At 70.0% G+C, this 18,839-nt stretch carries 17 protein-coding genes; 11 read left to right on the plus strand and 6 right to left on the minus strand.

All coding sequences use genetic code 11. The features are described 5' to 3' along the window. Positions 1–6 precede the first annotated feature (6 nt). The 3 genes from katG (at position 7) to ACQHIV_RS38305 (ending at position 5,030) form a co-directional block, all read left to right on the plus strand. The gene (gene katG / locus ACQHIV_RS38295) at positions 7–2,184 is read left to right on the plus strand and encodes a catalase/peroxidase HPI (RefSeq protein ID WP_427889223.1); all 2,178 of its coding nucleotides are present in this window, start codon (positions 7–9) and stop codon (positions 2,182–2,184) included. 111 nt (positions 2,185–2,295) lie between these two features. Further along, positions 2,296–3,735, plus strand: coding sequence for a GuaB1 family IMP dehydrogenase-related protein (locus ACQHIV_RS38300; protein ID WP_427889224.1), 1,440 nt, complete (start codon positions 2,296–2,298; stop codon positions 3,733–3,735). A 311-nt stretch (positions 3,736–4,046) separates the two neighbouring features. Further along, on the plus strand, positions 4,047–5,030 hold the full coding sequence (locus tag ACQHIV_RS38305) for a helix-turn-helix transcriptional regulator (protein ID WP_427889225.1): 984 nt from the start codon (positions 4,047–4,049) through the stop codon (positions 5,028–5,030). On the opposite strand, the gene proS is transcribed toward ACQHIV_RS38305, so the two are convergent. Beyond that, positions 5,027–6,436, minus strand: coding sequence for a proline--tRNA ligase (gene proS, locus ACQHIV_RS38310; RefSeq protein ID WP_427889226.1), 1,410 nt, complete (start codon positions 6,434–6,436; stop codon positions 5,027–5,029). The genes ACQHIV_RS38305 and proS overlap by 4 nt on opposite strands. A 148-nt stretch (positions 6,437–6,584) precedes the next feature. Here proS and ACQHIV_RS38315 point away from each other — a divergent pair, with 148 nt between their 5' ends. Continuing rightward, positions 6,585–7,580, plus strand: a complete 996-nt coding sequence (locus tag ACQHIV_RS38315) for a metallophosphoesterase (protein ID WP_427889227.1) — start codon at positions 6,585–6,587, stop codon at positions 7,578–7,580. Between the two features lie 42 nt (positions 7,581–7,622). On the opposite strand, the gene ACQHIV_RS38320 is transcribed toward ACQHIV_RS38315, so the two are convergent. The 5 genes from ACQHIV_RS38320 to ACQHIV_RS38340 form a co-directional block, all read right to left on the minus strand. After that, positions 7,623–9,839 carry an NADP-dependent isocitrate dehydrogenase gene (locus ACQHIV_RS38320; RefSeq protein WP_427889228.1) on the minus strand — a complete coding sequence of 739 codons (2,217 nt, stop codon included), beginning with the start codon at positions 9,837–9,839 and terminating at the stop codon, positions 7,623–7,625. An 85-nt stretch (positions 9,840–9,924) separates the two neighbouring features. Beyond that, complete coding sequence (locus ACQHIV_RS38325) at positions 9,925–10,587, minus strand: pentapeptide repeat-containing protein (RefSeq protein WP_427889229.1); 663 nt, start codon at positions 10,585–10,587, stop codon at positions 9,925–9,927. A gap of 20 nt (positions 10,588–10,607) precedes the next feature. Next, on the minus strand, positions 10,608–11,447 hold the full coding sequence (locus ACQHIV_RS38330) for an ROK family protein (RefSeq protein WP_427889230.1): 840 nt from the start codon (positions 11,445–11,447) through the stop codon (positions 10,608–10,610). A 20-nt stretch (positions 11,448–11,467) separates the two neighbouring features. Beyond that, positions 11,468–12,238: a hypothetical protein gene (locus tag ACQHIV_RS38335; RefSeq protein ID WP_427889231.1), complete on the minus strand. Its 771-nt coding sequence runs from the start codon at positions 12,236–12,238 to the stop codon at positions 11,468–11,470. Further along, complete coding sequence (locus ACQHIV_RS38340; RefSeq protein ID WP_427889232.1) at positions 12,235–12,759, minus strand: SigE family RNA polymerase sigma factor; 525 nt, start codon at positions 12,757–12,759, stop codon at positions 12,235–12,237. Before ACQHIV_RS38340 ends, ACQHIV_RS38335 begins: the two co-directional genes overlap by 4 nt. A 119-nt stretch (positions 12,760–12,878) precedes the next feature. Here ACQHIV_RS38340 and ACQHIV_RS38345 point away from each other — a divergent pair, with 119 nt between their 5' ends. From ACQHIV_RS38345 to ACQHIV_RS38375, 7 genes are all read left to right on the plus strand, one after another. Beyond that, positions 12,879–13,397: a hypothetical protein gene (locus ACQHIV_RS38345; protein ID WP_427889233.1), complete on the plus strand. Its 519-nt coding sequence runs from the start codon at positions 12,879–12,881 to the stop codon at positions 13,395–13,397. 46 nt (positions 13,398–13,443) lie between these two features. Continuing rightward, positions 13,444–14,127, plus strand: coding sequence for a YcnI family protein (locus ACQHIV_RS38350; protein ID WP_427889234.1), 684 nt, complete (start codon positions 13,444–13,446; stop codon positions 14,125–14,127). Between the two features lie 2 nt (positions 14,128–14,129). Then, complete coding sequence (locus tag ACQHIV_RS38355; protein WP_427889235.1) at positions 14,130–14,642, plus strand: copper resistance CopC family protein; 513 nt, start codon at positions 14,130–14,132, stop codon at positions 14,640–14,642. Next, on the plus strand, positions 14,639–15,625 hold the full coding sequence (locus ACQHIV_RS38360; protein ID WP_427889236.1) for a copper resistance D family protein: 987 nt from the start codon (positions 14,639–14,641) through the stop codon (positions 15,623–15,625). The genes ACQHIV_RS38355 and ACQHIV_RS38360 overlap by 4 nt, the downstream gene beginning before the upstream one ends. A gap of 30 nt (positions 15,626–15,655) precedes the next feature. Then, positions 15,656–16,126: a MarR family winged helix-turn-helix transcriptional regulator gene (locus ACQHIV_RS38365; protein ID WP_427889237.1), complete on the plus strand. Its 471-nt coding sequence runs from the start codon at positions 15,656–15,658 to the stop codon at positions 16,124–16,126. A gap of 211 nt (positions 16,127–16,337) precedes the next feature. Then, positions 16,338–17,858 carry an ABC transporter substrate-binding protein gene (locus tag ACQHIV_RS38370; protein ID WP_427889238.1) on the plus strand — a complete coding sequence of 507 codons (1,521 nt, stop codon included), beginning with the start codon at positions 16,338–16,340 and terminating at the stop codon, positions 17,856–17,858. Beyond that, the gene (locus ACQHIV_RS38375) at positions 17,859–18,794 is read left to right on the plus strand and encodes an ABC transporter permease (RefSeq protein ID WP_427889239.1); all 936 of its coding nucleotides are present in this window, start codon (positions 17,859–17,861) and stop codon (positions 18,792–18,794) included. It abuts the gene before it with no gap. Positions 18,795–18,839 lie beyond the last annotated feature (45 nt).

Here is an 18,839-nt window from a genome sequence, read left to right on the forward strand (position 1 = left end):
AATTCGATGTCCGAGAACCAAGAGCCCCAGAGCGGTGGCTGCCCGGTCGACCACGGTCAGGGCGTGCACCCGACCAGCGGGAACGCCAACCGTGAGTGGTGGCCGAACCAGCTGAACCTGAAGATCCTGGCCAAGAACCCGGCCGTCGCGAACCCGCTCGGCGGGGACTTCGACTACGCCGCCGAGTTCAAGACGCTGGACCTGGCCGCGGTCAAGGCCGACATCGCCGAGGTCCTGACCACCTCGCAGGACTGGTGGCCGGCCGACTTCGGCAACTACGGCCCGCTGATGATCCGGATGGCCTGGCACAGCGCCGGTACGTACCGGATCCACGACGGCCGCGGTGGCGCGGGCGCCGGTCAGCAGCGGTTCGCGCCGCTGAACAGCTGGCCGGACAACGGCAACCTGGACAAGGCCCGCCGGCTGCTCTGGCCGGTGAAGAAGAAGTACGGCCAGAAGCTGTCCTGGGCCGACCTGCTGATCCTCACCGGCAACGTCGCGCTGGAGACGATGGGCTTCAAGACCTTCGGGTACGCCGGCGGCCGCGAGGACGTGTGGGAGCCGGAGACCGACGTGTACTGGGGCCCGGAGACCACCTGGCTCGGCGACCAGCGGTACTCCGGTGACCGCGACCTGCAGCGCCCGCTCGGTGCGGTCCAGATGGGCCTCATCTACGTGAACCCGGAAGGCCCGAACGGCAACCCGGACCCGATCGCCGCGGCCCGCGACATCCGCGAGACCTTCGGCCGGATGGCGATGAACGACGAGGAGACCGTCGCGCTGATCGCCGGCGGCCACACGTTCGGCAAGACCCACGGTGCCGGCCCGGCGGAGAACGTCGGCGCGGAGCCGGAGGGCGCCCCGATCGAGCAGCAGGGCCTCGGCTGGAAGAGCACGTACAACACCGGCAAGGGCAAGGACGCGATCACCAGCGGCCTCGAGGTCACCTGGACCACGAAGCCGACGCAGTGGTCGACGGACTTCTTCGACATCCTGTTCGGCTACGAGTGGGAGCTGTCGCAGAGCCCGGCCGGCGCGAACCAATGGGTCGCGAAAGACGCCGAGGCGATCATCCCGGACGCGTACGACGGCCCGAAGAAGCTGCCGACGATGCTGACCACGGACCTGTCGCTGCGCTTCGACCCGATCTACGAGCCGATCTCGCGCCGCTTCAAGGAGAACCCCGACGAGTTCGCGGACGCGTTCGCGCGGGCTTGGTACAAGCTGACGCACCGCGACATGGGCCCGATCGAGCGGTACCTCGGCCCGGAGGTCCCGAGCGAGGTGCTGATCTGGCAGGACCCGGTCCCGGCCCTCGACCACGAACTGGTCTCCGACGCGGACGTGACCGCGCTCAAGGCTGCGATCGCCGCGTCCGGGCTGTCCGTCGCGCAACTGGTGTCGACCGCGTGGGCGTCGGCGTCGACGTTCCGCGGCAGCGACAAGCGCGGTGGCGCCAACGGTGCCCGGATCCGCCTGCAGCCGCAGAGCGGGTGGGAGGTCAACAACCCGGACGAGCTCGCCCAGGTACTGCGGACCCTCGAGGGCATCCAGCAGTCGTTCGGCAAGCCGGTGTCGCTGGCGGACCTGATCGTGCTGGCCGGTGGCGTCGGTGTCGAGATCGCGGCGAAGAACGCCGGCATCGACATCGTCGTACCGTTCACGCCCGGCCGGACGGACGCGACCGCCGAGCAGACGGACGCCGAGTCGTTCGCGGCGCTCGAGCCGGTGGCGGACGGGTTCCGCAACTACTACGGCAAGGGCAACAAGCTCCCGGCCGAGTACCTGCTGCTCGACCGCGCGAACCTGCTCACGCTGAGCGCCCCGGAGCTGACCGTGCTGGTCGGCGGTCTGCGCGTCCTCGGCGCGAACTACGACGGTTCGAAGTACGGCGTACTGACCGACAACCCCGGCACGCTGACGAACGACTTCTACGTCAACCTGCTCGACCTCGGCACCGAGTGGCACGCCGCGGACGACAGCCAGGAGACGTTCGAGGGCACCGTCGACGGCAAGGTCAAGTGGACCGGCACCCGCGCCGACCTGGTCTTCGGCTCGAACTCCGAACTCCGCGCCCTCGCCGAGGTCTACGCCGCCGACGACGCGAAGCAGAAGTTCGTCACCGAGTTCGTCGCGGCCTGGCACAAGGTCATGGAACTCGACCGCTTCGACCTCCACCGCTGACCCCCCGAAACCGGCTCTCCCACCCAAGGGAGAGCCGGTTTCATCTGCCCGGCCACGGTGCGTGACGAGGGTAGGCTGGCGGGGTTTGGACACCGGTGGAAGGGGTCTGGGATGCGGTTTCATCAGGATCGGGAGCCGGCGGGTGACCTGACGTTCAGTGATGTGTTTCTGGTGCCCAATCGGTCGGGGGTGGCGTCGCGGCTGGATGTGGATCTGTCGACGGCGGACGGGACCGGGGCTTCGATTCCGGTGGTGGCGGCGAACATGACCGCGGTGTCGGGGCGGCGGATGGCGGAGACGATCGCGCGGTGTGGTGGGCTGGCGGTGATTCCGCAGGACATTCCGGTGGACGTGGTGGCGGAGGTTGTTGCCTGGGTCAAGCAACGGGATCCGGTGCACGACACGGCGCTCACCCTGGCGCCGAGCGGGACCGTTGGTGAGGCGCTGAACCTGCTGCCCAAGCGGAACCACGGCGCGGTGGTCGTTGTGGACCACGGGCGGCCGGTCGGGGTGGTGACCGAGGCGGACTGTTCCGGGGTGGATCGGTTCACGCAGTTGGACGCGGTGATGTCCCGGGAGCTGCTGACGCTGCCGCAGGGTACGGACCCGGAGGCGGCGTTCAACCAGTTGCACGACGGGCGGCACCGGCTCGCGCCTGTTGTCGACGGCAACGGCCGGATCGTCGGCATCCTGACCCGCCAGCGCGCGCTCCGGGCGACCCTGTACGACCCGGCACTCGATGCCAACGGCAAGCTTCGGGTGGCTGCCGCGATCGGGATGAACGGCGACGCCGAGCAGAAGGCGAAAGCCCTGCTGGACGTGGGCATCGACGTACTCGTGCTGGACACCGCGCACGGTCACCAGGAGCGGATGCTCGAGGTTGTGGAGCGGGTCCGCGCACTCGGTCCGGACGTACCGATCGTGGCCGGCAACGTGGTGACCGCCGAGGGCGTCACCGACCTGGTGAACGCCGGTGCGGACATCGTCAAGGTCGGCGTCGGGCCGGGCGCGATGTGCACGACCCGGATGCAGACCGCGGTCGGCCGCCCGCAGTTCTCCGCCGTCCTCGAATGCGCGACCCGGGCCCGGGAGCTCGGCAAGCACGTCTGGGCGGACGGCGGCGTACGGCATCCCCGCGACGTCGCGCTGGCGCTCGCGGCCGGGGCGTCGAGCGTGATGATCGGCTCCTGGTTCGCCGGTACGTACGAATCGCCCGGCGACCCGCACCGGGACAGCCAGGGCCGGATCTACAAGGAGAGCTTCGGGATGGCGTCGGCCCGCGCCGTGAAGTCCCGTACCGCTGAGGATTCGCCGTTCCAGCGGGCCCGGAAGAGCATCTTCGAGGAAGGCATCTCGACCGCCCGGATGTACCTGGACGCCGAGCGCCCGAGCGTCGAGGATCTGCTCGACTCGATCGTGTCCGGCATCCGCAGCTCCTGCACGTACGTCGGTGCCGCGAACCTGACCGAGTTCCACGAGCGCGCCGTGGTCGGCCTGCAGACGGCCGCCGGGTACGCCGAGGGCAAACCGCTGGAGACCAGCTGGCTCTGATCTCATCCCGCGGATGAGGTGCGGGTCCGGCAAGTTCATGCGCCGGGCGATGGTCACGCACGGCGATCGGTGGCACTGTGTAGCCAACAGGGGGAGGAAGGGCACGGGCAACCGTCGGGGCCGGGGATCCGCCAGGGGGCGTGCGGATCCGGGCGGCGTGGGGGCGCAGAGTTGCGGTGTCCTGCTCGTGGGCGCGGGTGGCGGCGACACCACCCGCGCGCCACTGTGGCAAGCGAATGCTTGATCATCCGCGGGGTACAGCGGGATCATCGAGAGATCGACACCGCTATCGGTTGTGGGGAGCCGGCTCCGTGGATGGGGACAACACCGTCCCGCTGCGGGTTGATGCGGAGACCGCGATCATCCTGCGCGAGGCGTACCACAAGATCGAGACCATGTTCCGCTCGGACCACTACGGCCTGTACGACTACGTCCGGGTGGTGGCCGGGAAGGTGGCCCCGGTCGACGCGTTCTTCGTCGGCCTGCTGCAGGGCGCCCGCCGGGTGCGCTACCCGTACGGGTACCTCGACGGGGAGTACGTCGACCCGGCGACCCACAACTACGGCCCGACCGGGCAGACCGCGTGGCTGGTCGAGCACCGGCAGACGTACCGGTTCGCCGACGACGGCGGGGTCGCGCTGCGGGCCGGCGTACCGGTCGGGGATCCGCGGCACCGGCCGGCGGACGTCGTCACGGTGCCGATCTTCCGGCCGGCGAAGGACGGGCCGGACCAGCTGCTCGGCATGCTGTCGATGCAGAGCTTCACCGCCAGGTCGTACGACGAGAACGCGGTGCGCGCGTTCGAGTGGCTGTGCGAGGTGGTGCAGCGGGTGCTGACCCGCGAGGGCGAGGACCGGGACGCGTTGCGCCGGCTGCCCGCGGGCGATGACAGCCCCAACACGCTCACCTCGGACCACGTGATGGAGTACCTGACACACCGGGTCGCGTCGATCCGCGAGATCGCCGCCGAGGCGCTGGACGAGCCCGAGGTGAGTTCGGCCGTCCAGGCGCACCTGGAGCGGATCGTTGACGTCACCAAGCACATCCAGTCCGAGATGATCGAGATGCTGATGGACACCGACGAGGCCCCCGAACGCCGGTTCGCCAGCTTGACCAAGGCGCAGCAGGGCGTCGCACTGCTGCTCGCGGACGGCCTCGACAACGACCAGCTCGCCGCCGAACTCGGCGTCAGCCTCAACACCGTGAAGACCCACCTGAGCGCGATCCTCCGAAAGTACGGACTCCGGTACCGCGCCCAGGTGGCCGATGACGTCCGGCGTTACCTGGCCCGCTAGTACGAGCGGGCGACGTACGCCGTCAGGCCCGGCTCGTTGTCCTCCACCGGCAGCGAACCGTCCGGGCGTTGCAGGCAGCGGACCGTGACGCCGGATTCGCCGAGGCGGTCCTCGCCCTCCTCGCCGATCGCGTCGTACGGCATCCGCGCCCAACCGGACGCGGCCGCTTCGATGGCCTCGTCGACCGTGGCGACCTCGGTGATCCGGGACGCCTGCCGCTCGGTCGCCTGCGCGAGCAGGTGGGCCTGGTCGGCGTCGAGTGCTGCCACCACGGTCGGAGTCAGCTCGGTCAGAGCGACGGCAGACTTGGTGGAGCGCAACCGGCGTACGACGGTGGCGACGCCGGCGGCCAGGTCCCGCGGGCCGACCTCGACCCGGAGCGGGACGCCCTTCAGCTCCCAGTTCACCGCGCGCCGCCCGAACGGCTGATCGGTGCGGTCGTCGACCGACACCCGCACTCCGGCAGCGGTCAGCTCGTCCGCGATCGTGCGCGCGGCGCCGACCGCCTCGTCCTTGACCGCGAGTACGACGACCTGCACCGGAGCGACGGCGGGCGGGACCCGGAGGCCGTTGTCGTCGCCGTGCACCATGATCAGGCCGCCGACCAGCCGGGTGGTGCTGCCCCACGACGTCGTCCAGGCGAGCTCGCGACGACCCTCACGCGACAGGTAGCCGATGTCGAACGCACGGGCGAAGTTCTGCCCGAGCTCGTGCGACGTCCCCATCTGCAAGGCCTTCCCGTCGCCGGTCATCGCCTCGAGCGTCATCGTGTTCACCGCGCCGGCGAACCGCTCGCGGCGGGTCTTCCGGCCCGGCACGACCGGGATCGCGAGGACGTCGACCATCACCGCCCGGTAGACGTCGTGCAGGATCTTCGTCGCGTACGCGCGGGCGTCCGCGGCCGAGGCGTGCGCCGTATGGCCTTCCTGCCAAAGGAATTCGGTGGTCCGCAGGAACAGCCGGGGCCGGAGCTCCCAGCGGACGACGTTCGCCCACTGGTTCAGCAGCAGCGGCAGATCGCGGTAGCTCTGGATCCACTTCGCCATGTACTCGCCGATCACGGTCTCCGACGTCGGCCGGATCACCGCGGGCTCCTCGAGTTCCTTCCCGCCGGCGTGCGTCACCACCGCGAGCTCGGGGCTGAAACCCTCGACGTGCTCGGCCTCGCGCTGCAGGTAGCTCTCCGGGATCAGCAGCGGGAAGTACGCGTTCACCGCGCCGGTCGCCTTGATCCGCCGATTCATTGCCTCCTGCAACAGTTCCCAGATCGCGTACCCGTACGGTCGTACGACCATCGTCCCCCGCACCGGGCCGTTCTCGGCGAGCTCGGCCTTGGCGATCACATCCTGGAACCAACGGGGGAAGTCCGTGGCCTGCGCGGCAAGCACGGATCGGGTAGCTGTCATGACGGTCAGTGTAGGAACGTCCCACGACGTGCTGCCACGTATTTCCGGGGCGCCAATGTTCACGTGGGGGTGCCCGGGCGTTCACCACCGGGCCGAAAAGTTGGCCCGTACCCGCTCGGACTTGGAGGATTCAGTGAGAGTACGTCGTGTGCCCGTGATCACCGCGTGCCTGGCCCTGGCCGGCCTCGCGGTCGGCGTCCCGAACGCCGTCGCGGACCGGGGCCCGGACCCGTACACGTTCGCCGTGATCGGCGACATTCCCTACGGCCCCGCGCAGATCGCCCGGTTCCCGAAGGTGGTCGACCAGATCAACGCGGACAAACCGGTCAAGCTGGTCACCCACCTCGGTGACATCAAGGACGGCTCGTCGGTCTGCAGCGACGAGTACTTCGCCCAGGTGAAGACGCAGTTCGACCGGTTCGCCGACCCGCTGGTCTACACCGTCGGCGACAACGAGTGGACCGACTGCCACCGCGTCAACAACGGCGGCTACAACCCGCTGGAGCGGCTGGCGAAGATCCGTCAGGTGTTCTTCCCGCAGCCCGGCCGGACCCTCGGGCAGCACTCGGTGAAGGTCGAGAGCCAGGTCGCGCAGGGCATCCCGGAGGACGTCCGGTTCAGCCGTGGCGACGTCGCGTTCGCCGCCCTGCACATCGTTGGCAGCAACAACAGTATGGCGCCGTGGACCGGAAAGACCGCGCCGACCCCGGAGCAGACCGCCGAGGTGCTGAACCGGACGTCGGCCGTCATGCAGAGCATCCGGGACACGTTCGCGCAGGCGCGGGCCGATCACCACAAGGCCGTCGTACTGCTGACCCAGGCCGACATGTTCGACCCGACCGTGGCGAACCCGGCATACGCGGACTACTACGCGTTCCAGCCGATCGTGCAGGAGATCGCCCGCGAGTCGGCGAACTTCCGCGGGCCGGTGTACCTGTTCAACGGTGACAGCCACGTCTACAACAGCGACAAGCCGCTCGCGGCGAACTCGCCGTGGACCAAGTTCTACGGCGCGACGCCGGCCGGGAACCTGTCCCGGATCACCGTCGACGGCTCGACCGGCGACAACGACTACCTGCGGGTGACGATCGACCCGCGGAACCCCGCCGTACTGAGCTGGGTCCGGGTGCCGTTCACCTCCTGACGCACAAGGGCGCCCGGGACATCCCGGGCGCCCTTCGCACGGTCAGAGCGTGGCGAGTGCTTCGTTCCAGGTCTTGGACGGGCGCATGATCGCGGCCGCCTTCGCCGGGTCGGGCTGGTAGTACCCGCCGAGGTCGGCCGGGCTGCCCTGGACGGCGAGCAGTTCGTCGACGATGGCCTGCTCGTTCGCGGCCAGCGTCTCCGCCAGCGGCGCGAACACCGTCGCCAGCTCGGCGTCCTCGGTCTGCTTGGCCAGCTCCTGCGCCCAGTACAGCGACAGGTAGAAGTGGCTACCGCGGTTGTCGATGCCGCCGACGCGACGGGTCGGCGACTTGTCCTCGTTCAGGAACGTCGCGGTCGCCCGGTCCAGGGTGTCGGCGAGGATCTGCGCCCGCGCGTTGCCGGTGGACTGGGCGAGGTGCTCGAAGCTCGCGGCCAGCGCGAAGAACTCGCCCAGGCTGTCCCAGCGCAGGTAGTTCTCCTTGACCAGCTGCTGCACGTGCTTCGGCGCCGAACCGCCCGCGCCGGTCTCGAACAGGCCGCCGCCGGCCATCAGCGGGACCACCGACAGCATCTTCGCGCTGGTGCCCAGCTCGAGGATCGGGAACAGGTCGGTCAGGTAGTCGCGCAGCACGTTGCCGGTCACCGAGATCGTGTTCTCGCCGCGGCGGATCCGCTCCAGCGACAGCTTGATCGCGTCCACCGGCGCGAGGATCTTGAGGTCCAGGCCCTCGGTGTCGTGCTCGGGCAGGTACTCCTTGACCTTCGCGATGATCTGCGCGTCGTGGGCGCGGGTCTCGTCCAGCCAGAACACCGCCGGGTCGCCGGTCGCCCGGGCCCGGGTCACGGCCAGCTTCACCCAGTCGCGGATCGGCGCGTCCTTGGTCTGGCAGGCGCGGAAGATGTCACCCGGCTCCACGGGCTGCTCGAGAACCACGGTGCCGGTGGTGTCGACCAGCCGGACGGTGCCGGCGGCGCCGATCTCGAACGTCTTGTCGTGCGAGCCGTACTCCTCCGCCTTCTGCGCCATCAGACCGACGTTCGGCACCGAACCCATCGTGGCCGGATCGAATGCACCGTTGGCCCGGCAGTCATCCAGAACGACCTGATAGATCCCGGAGTAGCTGCTGTCCGGCAGTACGGCGAGCGTGTCGTGCTCGGCGCCGTCCGCGCCCCACATGTGGCCCGAGGTACGGATCATGGCCGGCATCGACGCGTCCACGATCACGTCCGACGGGACGTGCAGGTTCGTGATGCCCTTGTCCGAGTCGACCATCGCGAGCGCCGGTCCGTCGGCGAGCTCGGCGTCGAACGAGGCCTTGATCGCGGCGCCGTCCGGCAGGTCGGCCAGGCCGTTCAGGATCGAGCCGAGGCCGTTGTTCGGCGACAGGCCGGCCTTGGCGAGCGTCTCGCCGTACTGCTCGAAGGTCTTCGGGAAGAACGCGCGGACCGCGTGGCCGAAGATGATCGGGTCCGAGACCTTCATCATCGTGGCCTTCAGGTGCACCGAGAGCAGTACGTCGTCGGCCTTGGCCTGCGCGACCTGCGCGGTGAGGAACTCGCGGAGCGCGGCGACGTGCAGGACGGCCGCGTCGACGACCTCACCGGCCAGCACCGGGACCGACTCGCGCAGCACGGTCGTCGTACCGTCGGCGGCGGCCAGCTCGATCCGGAGCGAGCCGTCGGCCGCGATCACGGCGGACTTCTCGGTGGTCCGGAAGTCGTCCGCGGACATGGTGGCGACGTTGGTCTTCGAGTCGGCGGTCCAGGCGCCCATCCGGTGCGGGTGGGTCTTGGCGTAGTTCTTCACCGAGGCCGGCGCGCGGCGGTCCGAGTTGCCCTCGCGGAGCACCGGGTTCACCGCGGAGCCCTTGACCTTGTCGTAGCGGGCCTGGATCTCCCGCTCCTCGTCGGTCTTCGGCTCGTCCGGGTACTCCGGCAGCGCGAAGCCCTGGGACTGCAGCTCGGCGATCGCGGCCTTCAGCTGCGGGACCGAGGCCGACACGTTCGGCAGCTTGATGATGTTCGCCTCGGGCCGGTGGGTCAGCTCGCCGAGCTCGGTGAGCGCGTCCGCGACCCGCTGGTCGTCCTTGAGGTACTCCGGGAACACCGCCAGCAGCCGGCCCGCGAGTGAGATGTCCCGGGTCTCCACGCCGACACCGGCCTGGCCGGCGTACGCCTGGACGACAGGGAGGAACGAGTACGTGGCGAGCGCCGGAGCCTCGTCGGTGTGGGTGTAGATGATCGTCGAGTCAGTCACACGCCCACCTTAATGGGCCGTCCGGCCGAACCGACCCGGGCGTGGGCAGGCTCACCCCTGGGCAGGGCTGGGCTGCTGCGATCGATCAGTCGAGCTCGTCGGGGTGCGCGAGTGTGATACCGCTCGCCACGGTCACCGCGCTGGTGAAGGCGAGGGTGTCGATCGGGGAGGCGGCGGCGACCGTCGCGCCGGCCAACGAGGCGAGGCCCTTGGCACCGTCCCAGGTGCAGTCGACGAAGACCGCCTTGGCCGCCTTGACCTGGGAGAACTCGACGCCGGACAGGTCGCAGCCGCGGAACGTCGCGCCGGTCAGGTCCGCGGAGACGAAGTCGGCGCTCTGCAGCCGGCAGTCGGTGAACTCGGCCCGCTGGAACTTCGCGAACCGGAACGACGCGAAGTCCAGTACGGTGTCGCGGACCGTCACGTGCTGCAGGTTCGCCCCGGGGCCGGCGAAGCCGATCATCCGCGAGCCGGTGACCGCTACCCGGGTGAGCGACGCGTCCGCCCAGCGGGAGTTCGCGAGGTCACACTGGGTGAGCTCGGTGTCGACCAGGATCAGCTTCTCCAGCTCGGACCCGGCCAGCTTGGACCGCGTCAGCCGGCAGCCGCTGATCTCGACGTGCTCGGCCTCGGTGTCGCTCAGGTCCACGTCTTCCAGGTCGAGGTCGAGCAGGCGGTCCTCGTCGTCGATTCCGTCGGGAGTCGCGGAGTCGAGTTGGGCACGGAGGCGGGGCGCGGCGATCTTCACGCCACCGACCGTAGCGGGGGTCATGGACAGGTTCTGAGGTAGTGGGCCGCGGCGCCGATCAGGGCTGAGTGTTCGGTGTCCTTTGTGGCGGAGGCTTGGAAGGGGAGGGACGAATGGATGAGGTCGAAAGCTCCTGCTATCGAGCCGCCCAGAACTGTGTGGGTGACACCGAAGCGGTCTATCCAGGGGGTCAGGGCGTTGGCCAGGTCGGTGAAGCAGGCAGTTAGTACGTCGTGGGCCTTGGAATCGCCGGCGCGGGCCTGGTCGGCGATCTCCTTGACGCCGGGGGCTTCGTGGCCGGTCGCCTCGGTGTAGCGGCGGAGGATGGCGCGGGCGGAGATCGCGTCCTCGAGCGGCTTCCCGGCGTACGTCGTCTTGTAGAGCTCGCCGCCCGGCGGGACCGTGCCGCCCTCGCGGACGACCCGGCCGCCGGCGAGGAACGCCGTACCGATGCCGGTGCCGATCGTCACGCCGACACAGCGTTCGACGCCGCGGACCTCGCCGGCGGTCCACTCGCCGACCGCGAACGCCTCCGCGTCGTTCATGAACAGCAGCCGCTCGACACCCAGTTCGTTGCCCAGGGCAGCGCCGAGGTTGAACCCGTACAGCTGGTCGAACTTCCCCTGGTCGCGGTACCAGGCGACCCCGGTGGCGAAGTCGAACGGCCCGGGCAGCGCCACCGCGAGACCGTTTGCCAGCGGCAACTTCCGGGCCGCGTCCGCGAGCTGCCCGACCACCACCTCGGCCGCCTCCTGCGACGCGAGCTTCGCCCGGTCCACCTCGGTCACGTCCCACGTCCCCGGCGCCACCACGGCCGCCGTCACGTGACTTCCCCCGATCTCCAGCACCGCTACGTCCATCCGGCCATCATCGCAGCAGGTCAGTACTGGTCCCGGAACACCTGCTTGCCGGAGGCGTCGAACATGGTGATGTACACCGGGTCGGTGTTGCCGTTGCGGATGTCGTCCGTGTACACGCGATGCGCCCAGTACCCGTCCTTGATCGTGGCGTCCGCGTGCTGCCCGAGACCGGAGAACGCGATCCGGGTGACTCCCTCCGGCACCCGGCCCGCGTAGCTGTAGACGACGCCCCGGCAGTTGATCCCGTCGCTCCGGTCGACCTTCGCGGCACCGCACGCCATGCTCCAGTACCGCTGGATCTGGTACATCCGGTTGACGATGCCGGTGTTCAGCAGCGTCGCCCCGAAGCCACCCACCGGCTTCCCCTGGATCGGTACGCCGGCCACGCAGTAGGCGTACTGCGTTCCGTCCGGCGACCGGCGGACCGTCATCGCGCCGTCCGCGTCGGTGACCTCCACCACCTTGTCGGTCCAGTTCCGGACGACCGTCGCGCGCCAGGCGTCGTCGTTCGCGGTCCGGAAGAAGTCGTCGGACTTCGCGCACAGGTCCGTCACCGCGGCCGGCCGGCTGACGGTCGGCGTGATCGCGGGTTGCGGCTCGGTGCGGATGGTACGCAGCGGTCCGGCCAGCAGTACGGCGGCAACCGCGACGACGGCGACGGCGCCCGCGCCCAGCACGGTCCGGCGTACGCGGGCCCGGTGCTGCCCGGCGGCGACGAGTTCGCCGACGTCCGGCGTGAAGGTCTCGCGGCGGTCGGTGGCCTGGTCCAGCAGGGTCTTGAGGTCGGTCATGCCTTCGCCCCGATCAGGTCGGAGAGATCTGCCAGCGCCGGGTGTGCGCGGAGCTTCTCCAGCGCCCGCATCGTCTGGCTCTTCACGGTTCCGGGGCGGCAGTCGAGGGCGGCCGCGGTCTCCTCGACGGACAGCTCGTCGAAGTACCGCAGGACCACGCAGGCGCGCTGCCGGGGCGGGAGTTCGGCGAGGGCGGCGGTGATCACCATCCGGCTCTCGACCACGCCCAGGGCGTCGGCGCCGGGCTCGTTGACGAAGTACTCGTTGCCGGTGACGACTTCCTGGCTGGACTTGCGGCGGAGGCCGTCGAGGGTGGTCGAGACCACGACCTTCCGCGCGTACGCCGCGACCACGCCCTTGCGCTGGATCCGGCCCCAGACGCGGTACATCCGGATCAGCGCCTCCTGCGTGGCGTCCTCGGCCCGTCGCCAGTCCCCGCACAGCAGGTAAGCGGTACGGCACAGAGAGTTCGCATGATGGGTCACGAAGTCCACGTAGTCCTGCTCCGTCTCCGCTTTCACCCGTGCTGCTCCCTGGTCATGCCGAGTCCAACGTGGTGAGGCCCGCCGATGGTTGCACGGTGGACCGGGGGAACCCGAACCCGCCGTTGTCCGTAGAGTGACACGAGCGAGGGGATCGAATGCCGACCGAGAGCAGAAGCACGTCCGTGGTCGCGGCGCTGAGCGTCGTGGTGGCGGTGCTCGGTCATGTGCTGGTCGGGGGCGGCGGCGTACCGCTCGGCGTCCTTCCGCCGCTCGCGGCGCTGGCCGGGGTGTGCTGGCTGCTCGGCGAGTACCTCGCGGGGGAGCGGCTGCTGACCGGCCTGGTGCTGGCCGCCGTACAGCTCTTCGTGCACGTCACGCTGGACACGGCGTCGATGCACCACATGATGTCGATCACCGACAGCTTGACGATGACCGCCGCGCACCTGGGCGCCCTGCTCGCCGGCGTCCTCGCGATCGGCCACGCCCACCGCTGGGTCCATCGGGTACGGCGGGTCTTCGCGCGACTGCTCCCGGAGCTGCCGGTACTGCGTCCCGTCCGGCTCGTCCCCGCGACGCCCGGCGTTTTCGCGTCCTGGACCCCGGCCAGGTCCCGGCTCGGGACGAGCATCTCCGGGCGCGGGCCTCCCGGCGTACGAGTGATTCCTGCTGTCTGAACCGGCGTTCGCGCCGGACTACTCGTATGCCTTGAAAGGTTCTCTCATGCCCAAGAGATATATCCTGCGCGCCGCCGCGATCGCCGCGGCGTCCGCGTTGGTGGTGGTCGGCGCCGCGAGCTCGGCGTCGGCCCATGTCATCGTGTCGTCGCCGGACGCCAAGCCTGGCGGCTACGCCAAGCTGGTCTTCCGGGTGCCGACCGAGTCGGACAACACGAGTACGACGAAGGTCGTCGTCTCGCTGCCGAAGGACCACCCGTTCGCGTCGGTCGGGGCGCAGGTGATGCCCGGCTGGAAGGTGGAGAAGAAGGAGGAGAAGCTGCCCGCCGCGGTGAAGGTCGGCGACGTCACGCTGACCAAGGCGATCACCACGGTCACCTGGACCGCGACCGCGGGCGGGATCCCGCCGAACGACTTCGACGAGTTCGCGCTGTCGGTCGGGACGCTGCCGGAGGGTGTGGACTCGTTGAGCTTCCCGACCGAGCAGACGTACAGCGACGGCTCGGTGGTCAAGTGGGCCGATCCGATGAAGGACGGCGCGGCCGAGCCTGAGCACCCGGCTCCGACGCTGAAGCTCGCCGCCGCGGTCACACCGGTCGCGGCGACGACCTCGGAAGGTACGTCGGACACGCTGGCGCGCTGGCTCGGCGGTGGCGGCCTGCTGGTCGGGCTGCTCGGTCTGGCGTTCGGGCTGCGGCCGCGACGGACGGCCGCGGAGTCCGGGAAGTAGCCGTGCGCCGAGTGATCGCAGTACTGGTGGCGTCGCTGTTCATGCTAGCGGGTACCGCCGGCGTGGCGGCGGCGCACGCCAAACTCGAGTCGATGACGCCGGCCGACGGCTCGTCGATGGCCGCGCCGCCGACCAAGGTGGTGCTGACCTTCAACGAGCCGGTCGGCTCCGACGGCACCCAGGTCGAGGTGAAGTCGCCGAGCGGGAAGAACGTCGCGAACGGTGCCGTGCAGGTGATCGACAACACGGTCACCCAGCCGGTCGGCGCGATGGTCGAGGCCGGGAAGTACACGATCGAGGCCCGCGTGGTCTCGGCCGACGGCCACCCGGTCGAGGTCTCCGGCGCGTTCACCGTGACCCATGCCGGGCACCCCGCGACCGAACCGGCCGGGACGCCGGCGAGCTCGCCGTCCGAGGGCGGCTCGAACACGGTCACGATCGTCGCGATGTGCCTGGTGATGCTGGTCGTGGTCGCACTGGCCGTGGTGATCGTCCGGCGCCGTCCGGCCTCATGAGGCGCTCGCTCGCGCTCGGCGGACTGGTTGCCGTCGGCATCGTTGTGATGGTGCTCGCGCTGCTCGCCGGCGGCGGGGCACCGCAACGCGCCGCCGACGGCCTGCTGGGCGCGGGACTCGGCGTCTCGTGGGCGGTTCCGGTCCTGCGGATCCTCGCCGACGCGGCCACGGTGGCGACCGGCGGTGCCGTGCTCGCGGTCGTGCTGTTCCTGCCCGCCACCGACGGAAAGCTCGGCGGCAAGGCGCTGCGTGCCTGTCAGGACGCGGCGCTCGCCGCCGGGATCTGGGCGGTCGCCAGTATCGGCGGGCTGATCGCGACCGCGACCGTCATCCTCGGTATCCCGCTGTCCCACCTGGCGGAGCATGCCGAACCGGCCGGGCGGCTCAGCCAGGTGCGGGCGTTGGCGGTCGCCGTCGTACTCACCGCCGTACTGGCCGTGCTGTTGAGCGGTACGAAGACGCTGCGGGCCGCGCGGGTTGCCGCCGTACTGACGGTCGCGGCGCTGATCGGGCCGTTGCTCACCGGGCACGGCGCGATCGACCGCACCAACCTGTGGTCGGTGCTCGCGACAGTGTCGCTCGTCGTCCACGTGATCGCGGCGACCACATGGGTCGGCGGGCTGGGCGCCGTACTGCGGTACGCGCGGTCGCGGGAGTCGGTCGAGCTGTTCAGCACGGTCGCGTTCGTGTGCGCGGTGACGATGGGGATCACCGGGCTGCTCACCGCGGAGATCCACCTGGACGGGCGCCAGGGCGGGTGGGGGCTGATCACGCAGTGGGTGACGAGCGGGTACGGCGTACTGGTGCTGGGGAAGACGCTCGCGTTCGCGGTGCTGGTGTTCATCGGCTGGCAGCACCGCCGGAGCACCCTGCCCCGGCTGGCGACCGGCGACCCGGCGGCGTTCCGGCAGTTGGCGGTCCTCGAGCTGGCGGTGATGGCCGGCACGATCGGGCTCGCCGTGGCGCTTTCGCGTACTCCGTGACATGTCAACGTCCGTCCGTACAATGCAGGTATGTGGCTCGATGAGCGTGAGGCGCGGCTCTGGCAGACGTACCGCGACACGCATCGCGAGCTGATGCGCGCGCTCGAGGCGCGGATGATCGGCAACTCCGGGCTCTCCGGCGCCGACTACGCCCTGCTGCACCCGCTGTCCGAGGCCGACAACGGCGTACTCCGCACCCGCGACCTCGGCCGCTCCGTCGGCTGGGAACGCAGCCGGCTGTCGCACCAGGTCAGCCGGATGGAGAAGCGCGGCCTGGTCTGCCGCGAGGAGTGCACGTCGGACGCCCGCGGCTCGATGGTCCGCCTCACCGACCTCGGCCGGAAGGCGATCGACGCCGCCGCCCCGGACCACGTCGACGCGGTCCGCACCTACTTCTTCGACCGCCTTACCCCCGCCGAGCAGGTCCAACTCACTACCCTGCTGGACCGGATCGCCTCCCAACTCCCCAACACCTGCAACCCGGCCGACTGCGCGGAGTAGGACCCCGTACCGAAGAACGGGTAGTAGTCCGTCTTTTCGCCGGATCGGCGGGCGGGCTGAGCGTGCACGTCTGCCGACGAGGTGACCACTACCCGTTCTTCGGTACGCCCTGACACGCCGCTACGCAGAGCGACCGGTGCTGCCGGGCGGAAAGAATGAGAGCGATCCGGATGCGCGCTGGATTTGACAATCGTTTTCACTAAAGGTGAGGATGTGGCGCGTGTCCGAGGCTTTGGGTAGGCGTGGGTTCCTGGGGATGGTCGGGCTGGCCGCGTTGGCGGGGTGCGGGAAGGCGACGGAGCCGAAGCAGGGTGGGCGGTTGCGGGCGGTGTACGCCGGCGGCGGGGCGAAGGAGGTGCTGGATCCGCACGTGCAGAGCCTGTTCGTGGACATCGCGCGGCACAAGGCGATCTACGAGAAGCTGGTCGAGCTCGGCCCGGACCTGAAGCCGGTCCCGCGGCTCGCCGCCAGATGGGGGCACGACGGTACGGCGACCACCTGGCGGTTCACCCTCCGGGATGCGACGTTCCACGACGGATCCCGCCTGCAGCCGGACGACGTGCTGTACAGCCTGAGCCGGATCGCGGATCCCGCCGTACCGGACCGGGTCGCGCAGTCGTCGCTCGGGACGCTGGATCTCAAGCGCAGCAAGGCGATCGGCGCGTCGACCGTCGAGCTGGTGCTGACCGAGCCGAACGCCGAGTTCCCCGCGCTGCTCGCCGGCATCGGCACCCAGATCGTGCGGAACGGATTCAAGGATCCGTCGAAACCCCTGGGAACAGGCGCCTTCCGGTACGTGTCCTTCGAGGCCGGCCGGTCGATGGTCGCCGCGCGGTACGACGACTACTGGGACGGGCCGGCGCGGATCGAGGAGCTGCACATCCTGTCCGCGGACTCCGACGCCCGGGCGAACGCCGTACAGGGCGGGCAGGCGGAGTACGCGAACGACATGACCGCGACGTTCGCGCGGACCGCCGAGGCCGGGAAGGCCGTACGGATCGTGGCCGCGAAGGCGAGCACGATGCAGGCGTTCGTGATGAAGGTCGACCAGCCGCCGTTCGACAACCCCGACGTACGGCTCGCGTTCAAGCTGCTCGCGGATCGGCAGCGGCTCGTGGACGTCGTACTCGCCGGGCGCGGCGAGGTGGGGAACGACCTGTTCGGCAAGGGATATCAGTACTACCCGGCCGACCTGTCCGCGCGGGAGCGGGACGTGGACCGGGCGAAGGCGCTGCTGGCGAAGGCCGGCCTGGTGGGCAAGCAGGTGGAGATCTTCACGGCGGACGCGTCGGCCGGGTTCGTGGCGGCGGCGACCTTGTTCGCGGAGCAGGTGGCCGAGGCCGGGGTGCGGTTGAAGGTGACGACCGGCAGCCCGCAGACGTACGCGAAGGACCTGCTGACGAAGGGGGCTATCGGCAACCATCGGTCCGGGGCGATGCCGATCCCGCAGTACGTCACCGATCGGCTGCTGTCGCATTCGCCGTTCAACGTGACGCATTGGCGGCGGCCCGCCTTCGACGCTGCCTTCGCGGCGGCGCGTGCGGTGACCGACGAGGCCGAGCGGTCGCGGCGGTACGGCGTACTGCAGAAGACGTTGCGCGACGAGGGCGGGATCCTCGCGTGGGGGTTGCCGGACTACCTGGTGGCGGTGTCGGCGAAGGTGCAGGGGGTGCAGGCGGCGCCGCCGAACACGCTCGACCAGGGCCGGTTCGACAAGGTGTGGCTGGCCTGAATGCGGTACGCCGTCCAGCGGGCGCTGCTCGCGGTGGTGCAGTTGGCTGTGCTCTCGGTGCTGGTGTTCGCGCTGACGTCGCTGCTGCCGGGAGATGCGGCCGACCTTCGGTTCACCGAGACGTTGACGCCTGCTCAGGTGGTCGCGTTGCGGGCGGAGCTCGGGTTGGATCAGCCGCCGGTGGAGCGGTTCGCGCGGTGGGTGGGGGATGTGCTGACGGGTGACCTCGGTACGTCGCTGATCAGCGGGGGACCGGTCGCGGACATCGTGCGTGGGTCGATCGGGGCGACGCTCGTACTCACGGTGGCGACGCTCGCGGTCGTCGTACCACTGGCCGTTGCCTTGGGCATCGTGATGGGGACGCGGGAGGGCGGGCGGGTGGATCGGGTGCTGACGTCGGTGACGGTGGGGTTGTCGGCTGTTCCGGATTTTGTGATCGCGGTGTTGCTGGTGGCGGTGTTCGCGTTGAAGCTCGGGTGGCTGCCGGCTACGTGGGTCGGCGGGGATCTGCTGGCTTCGCCGGGGTTGTTGGTGCTGCCGGTTGCGGTGTTGCTGGGTCGTACGGTCTGCCTGTTGTCGCGGCAGGTGCGGGCGGGGACGGCCGCGGCGTTGCGGGCCGAGTACGTGGTGCAGGCCCGGCGGCTCGGGGTGCCGCGACGGCAGTTGCTGCTGCGGCACGTGCTGCCGAACGCGGCGGTTCCTGGGGTGCAGGAGTTGGCTCGTACGGGGGACACGTTGCTCGGTGGTGTGCTGGTGGTCGAGGCGATCTTCGCGATTCCTGGGTTCGCGACGGCGTTGGTCGACGGGGTGGAAACGCGGGATGTGCCTGTGGTGCAAGGCCTCACGCTCGTCTTGGCCGTCGCCGCCTTGCTGATCAACCTGTCAGCCGACCTCGTCTGCAACCGCCTGGTCCCCCGCACGGAGCTCCTCCGATGAGCCGGGGCGAAGCACGGCGCCCCGCTCGCCGAAGCGCGGCGATGT

This window comes from Kribbella polygonati (assembly GCF_050320105.1).
Taxonomy (GTDB): Bacteria; Actinomycetota; Actinomycetes; order Propionibacteriales; family Kribbellaceae; genus Kribbella.